This is a genomic window from Sphingobium sp. (assembly GCF_035511395.1).
In the GTDB taxonomy this organism is placed as follows: Bacteria; Pseudomonadota; Alphaproteobacteria; order Sphingomonadales; family Sphingomonadaceae; genus Sphingobium.
This window is the reverse complement of record NZ_DATKFP010000118.1, coordinates 1-3,295: the sequence shown is the minus strand read 5'-3', so window position 1 is coordinate 3,295 and position 3,295 is coordinate 1. Positions and strand designations below refer to the sequence as shown.

The following is a 3,295-nucleotide window of genomic DNA, read 5'->3' as shown; positions in this document are numbered from 1 at the left end:
GGCCAGCGCGGCATCGCGGCCCGCGTCCACCAGCACCACCAGGAATTCCTCGCCGCCGTAGCGGAAGACGAAGTCGCTGGAGCGGCACGACTGGTGCAGCACCTCGGCAAACTGCCGCAGCACCTGGTCGCCGCCGGAGTGATCGCCATGCCGATCGCGCAGACCGTCATCCAGCCCTCGCGGCTTGCCAGCATAGTCATCGACGAGATGCGACGTCGGCGATTGCTGCTGCCGCCTGTTACGGTGATCGAGGCGATCGTACGACGGGCGCGGCAGCAGGCCGGGGAACTGGTCCATGACGTGCTCGCCGGGGGTTTCGGCGAACCCGAACGCGCACGGCTCGACGCCCTCCTGTCGCGGCGCGACGACAAAAGCGCGACCTGGCTCTCATGGCTGCGCAACCCGCCGCTGTCCCCAGCACCGCGCAATGTCCTGCGACTGATCGACCGGCTTGACCACGTTCGCGCGCTGGGCCTGACTGCATCGCGCGCCGCGACGATCCCGCAGACGGCGTTCGACCGGATCGCCGACGAGGCGGCACGCATCACGCCGCAGCATCTGGCGGAATTGCCCGACCAGCGTCGGCATGCGATCCTTGCTGCTGCCGGCATCCGGCTCGAGGAAAGCCTGACCGATTCTGTGCTGACGATGATGGACAAGCTCCTGGGGAGCATGATGCGTCGGGCCGAGAACCGGACCAAGGATAAGGCGATCGGCACGATCCGGTCATTGCAGGCGCAGCTTCGCCTGCTCAGCGGCTCGTGCCGGGCCTTGCTAGACGCACGAGCGCAGGGCGTGGATTCTCTTGCCGCCATCGGTTCGATCGACTGGGAGAGACTGGGACCGGCGGTCGCGGACGCCGAGCTGCTGATCGCGCCGGAAACGATCGACCGCACGGCCGAACTGATCGAGCGGCAGCGCTCACTGCGCTCCGTGATCGGGCCGTTCCTCAACGCCTTCGAGTTTCGCGGAGCGGGCGCGGTGCAGGGGCTGCTCGATGCGGTCCGCCTCGTGGCTGACATCTATCGCACCGGACGCCGCCGCCTGCCCGACAAACCGCCGCTCCGGTTCGTGCCGCCGTCATGGCGGCCGTTCGTGCTGCGCAATGGCGTGGTCGTTCGCGCCGCCTATGAACTTTGCGTACTCACCCAACTGCGCGACCGGCTGCGCGCCGGCGACATATGGGTGGCGGAAAGCCGCCAGTATCGCTCCTTCGACAGCTATCTTCTGCCATCTGCCACCTTCGACGCGATGCGCGCACGGGGACCGCTGCCGCTGGCGATCGACACCGATTTCGAAAGCTTCATCGCCGAACGCCGCGCCAGCCTAGACACCGTGATCGAGCGGGTGACGATCCTCGCCCGGCAGGGAGAGCTGCCCCAGGTGCGCCTTGACGGCAACGGCTTGGTCATATCGCCGCTCAAGGCAATCACGCCGCCTGGCGCAGAAGATATGCGCCGCATCGCCTATGATCGGCTGCCACGCGTGAAGATCACCGATCTTCTTTTGGAGGTCGATAGCTGGACCGGCTTTTCCGAATGCTTCACCCATCGCCGCTCCGGTCGCGTGGCGGATGACCGCAACGCGCTCCTGACCGTGATCCTGGCCGACGGCATCAATCTCGGCCTGACGCGCATGGCCGAGACCTGTCAGGGCGCAACCTTGCGTCAGCTCGCCCATCTCCACGACTGGTATATCAGCGAAGCCGCCTATGGTGAGGCGCTGGGGCGGTTGATCGACGTCCACCGCACCGTGCCGCTGTCCGCGCTGTGGGGCGACGGCACCACCTCTTCGAGCGACGGTCAGCTCTTCCATGCGGGCGGCCGCGGCACCGCGATCGGCGACATCAACGCGCGCAACGGCAACGAACCTGGCGTCAGCTTCTACACCCACATCTCGGATCAATATGATCCGTTCGCGAGCCGCGTGATCGCGGCGACCGCCGGCGAGGCCCCCTATGTCCTCGACGGGCTGCTATACCATGCCGCCGGCCTGTCGATCGAAGAGCACTACACCGATACCGGCGGCGCATCCGATCATGTGTTCGGCCTGATGCCTTTCTTCGGCTACCGCTTCGCGCCGCGCCTACGCGACCTTAAGGACCGGCGCCTGCATCTGCTGCCGGGCCAGGAAGCGGGGCCGCTGCTGACCGGCATGACTGGCGATCCGGTCGCCATCGGACATGTCGCCGCCCATTGGGACGAACTGCTGCGTCTCACTACCTCGATCCGCAGCGGCACAGCCACCGCATCGGCAATGCTGCGCAGATTGTCCGCTTACCCACGCCAGAACGGACTGGCGCTGGCCTTGCGCGAGGTCGGGCGGATCGAGCGTTCGATCTTTATGCTCGACTGGCTGCGCGATCTCGACCTACGCCGGCGCACCCAAGCTGGCCTTAACAAGGGCGAGGCGCGCAACGCGCTCGCCCGTGCGCTCTTCTTCAACCAGCTTGGCGAGCTGCGCGACCGGCGGTTCGAGAACCAGACCTATCGCGCCTCCGGCCTCAATCTCCTTGTGGCCGCCATCATCCTGTGGAACACCCGCTATCTCGAACAGGCAGTCGGGGCGCTGGCGATCCCGGAAGACATTGCTCGCCATATCGCCCCACTGGGATGGGAGCATATCTCGCTCACCGGCGACTATCGCTGGAATGTCGAAAGCCGCCCAGATCCCGGCCAACTCCGCCCGCTGCGGGCACCGTCATCGCTCCTGGCCGCATGACAGCACTCGCCCGTGTTCACGAGAGGTTCTCCCCTAGCGTACGTAAAACTCACTTTCGTGTAGTGACCCCTGCATGCGCGCGCTGTCGTGGCTTTGGGACTGGTGTGCCCTCGATCCCATGAAGCAGGCTAACCTGCAGCTTCCCGACCATACCGTGCGGCACACATTCATGGGATACGTCCCCTATGTGCCCGAAGTAGCACTCGCCTGGCACAAGGCGATGCGCGGCATTATAGGCTCGGCTCTTATCGCCTCCTTCGCGACCATCCCGGCATCGATCTGGTACGTTGATTTCTCCCGCCGCCGGGGCGGCTCAATCATGGAAGAACGCCACGAACGCGGTGCGATGTTGGTGGACCGGGATCTGCTCTACAAGGAGATCAGCCAGCACAATCAAACCAAGTTCGTCGAAGAGGCCAAAGACCTCTTCCCGGACCTGTCAGCAAAGGAAGTCCTTGCCCTACCCTTCGCGGCTCGCAAGGCAGCTGGAATACACCATCCCTACCACATCGCTGGCATCCCCTACCCGCACCGGCTCGAGCAATCCCACACCATGCTGCTGGGCACCACCGGC

The 3,295-nt window shown here is 65.4% G+C and carries 1 protein-coding gene and 2 pseudogenes; 2 read left to right on the top strand and 1 reads right to left on the bottom strand.

Annotated elements, in window-relative coordinates:
- Window positions 1-102, bottom strand: a 102-nt coding sequence (locus VMR39_RS07475; protein WP_325415346.1) for a diguanylate cyclase domain-containing protein, incomplete at its 3' end; no start/stop codon positions are given.
- Between the two features lie 27 nt (window positions 103-129).
- On the opposite strand from VMR39_RS07475, the pseudogene VMR39_RS07470 reads away from it, so the two are divergent.
- Both VMR39_RS07470 and VMR39_RS07465 read left to right on the top strand, forming a co-directional pair.
- Window positions 130-2,721: pseudogene (locus tag VMR39_RS07470) on the top strand (Tn3 family transposase); the annotation flags it as partial.
- Window positions 2,722-2,794: 73 nt separating this feature from the next.
- Window positions 2,795-3,295 (top strand): annotated as a pseudogene (locus VMR39_RS07465) (conjugal transfer protein TraD); the annotation flags it as partial.